2 protein-coding genes are annotated in these 752 nt (G+C 71.7%); both read right to left on the reverse strand.

From position 1 onward, the window contains the following. A partial coding sequence (locus tag ACTVZP_RS22280; RefSeq protein ID WP_443214310.1) for a Wzz/FepE/Etk N-terminal domain-containing protein occupies positions 1-201 on the reverse strand: 201 nt, incomplete at its 3' end. After that, positions 198-647 carry an arsenate reductase/protein-tyrosine-phosphatase family protein gene (locus ACTVZP_RS22285; RefSeq protein WP_443214311.1) on the reverse strand — a complete coding sequence of 150 codons (450 nt, stop codon included), beginning with the start codon at positions 645-647 and terminating at the stop codon, positions 198-200. The genes ACTVZP_RS22285 and ACTVZP_RS22280, both read right to left, overlap by 4 nt. Positions 648-752 lie beyond the last annotated feature (105 nt).

The following is a 752-nucleotide window of genomic DNA, read 5'->3' on the forward strand; positions in this document are numbered from 1 at the left end:
GCTGCTCTTGGGTTCGAGCTGCAGGAGCGCATCCGCCTGATAGGTCGGGGGCGTGTTGACGAGATGGGCCAGCGCGAGAAACGCCGTCCCGGTCATGAAGCCCGCGATCCAGGTCCTGCCGGCCCAGAGCTGGGCCATGAGGAGCCCGAGATCGATCTCGTCCTCTTCGGCGGCCGGCACCGGCCGGGACGCATCCGTCATCCGTCAACCCTCTTGCGCAGCCGCAGGGCCCAGGCATCGGCCGCCGCGGACAATCTGGAAAATGTGCTCTCGTAGACCTCGGCGAGGCGGCCGTAGGGATCGGGGATCCCCTGGCTTCCCGTCCAGTGGTCGAAGAGCATGGTCCGGCCGAGAAGCTGCGGCGCCAGCCGGGCGATCCGGGCCCGGTGCGCCGTCTCCATGACGAGGATGAGATCGAAGGCCGTTCCCATCGCGGGCGTGAACTGCCGCGCCACATGGCCCGCGAGCGACAGCCCGCCCGCCTCGGCCACCGCCGCCGAGCGCCCGTCTGCGGCACTGCCCACCAGTGCCGCCAGCCCCGCCGACTCGATCCGGAGCCCGGGGAGCCGCGCCCGGAGGAGCCGCTCGCCGGTGGGCGAGCGGCAGATGTTGCCGACGCAGACCACGAGGATGGACCGGACGTCCACCGGTCAGTCCGCCCCCAGCCGGTCGAGGCTGCTGGTGATCCCCACCGAGGGCAGCAGGTCGGTAAGTGTGTCGTTCCAGCGGCTGAGCGGCGCGCGGGTCGCGCG

It is taken from the genome of Rhodobacter sp. NSM, assembly GCF_052244495.1.
In the GTDB taxonomy this organism is placed as follows: Bacteria; Pseudomonadota; Alphaproteobacteria; order Rhodobacterales; family Rhodobacteraceae; genus Cereibacter_A.